Origin of the sequence: Streptomyces sp. SID12501 (assembly GCF_010550245.1) — a bacterium.
In the GTDB taxonomy this organism is placed as follows: domain Bacteria; phylum Actinomycetota; class Actinomycetes; order Streptomycetales; family Streptomycetaceae; genus Streptomyces.
The window spans coordinates 1-432 of record NZ_JAAGLU010000709.1; the positions used below are offsets into that span (position 1 = coordinate 1).

Sequence of the window (432 nt, forward strand, 5' to 3'; positions counted from 1 at the left end):
CCTCGGCGTGCTCGTCGTGCTGCTCGCCGCAGCCGACTGGATCTACTTCGCGCGGCGGACCCGCCCGCTGAAGTACCTGTACCCGGGCCTGGTGTTCCTCGCGGTGTTCCAGGTCTTCACGCTGCTCTACACGGGCTACGTCGCGTTCACGAACTACGGCACGGGGCACCTGGGCTCGATGCAGCAGGCGGTCGACGCCGCGCTGATCCAGGACGAGCGGCGCGCCGACGACTCGCCCACCTACCCGCTGGCGGTCGTGCGCGACGGCGACGTCCTGGGGTTCGCCGTCTCGCAGGACGGCGAGGTGCGGGTCGGCACGGCCGACGACCCCCTGAGCCCGGTGCCGGGGGCCGCGCTCGACGACCGGGGCGTGCCCACGCACGTCCCGGGCTGGGAGGTCGTGCCGCGGGCCACCCTGTTCACCGACGCCGA

1 pseudogene is annotated in these 432 nt (G+C 73.4%); it reads left to right on the top strand.

The window, feature by feature from the left end:
* Positions 1-432 (top strand): annotated as a pseudogene (locus G3I71_RS48035) (maltose ABC transporter permease); the annotation flags it as partial.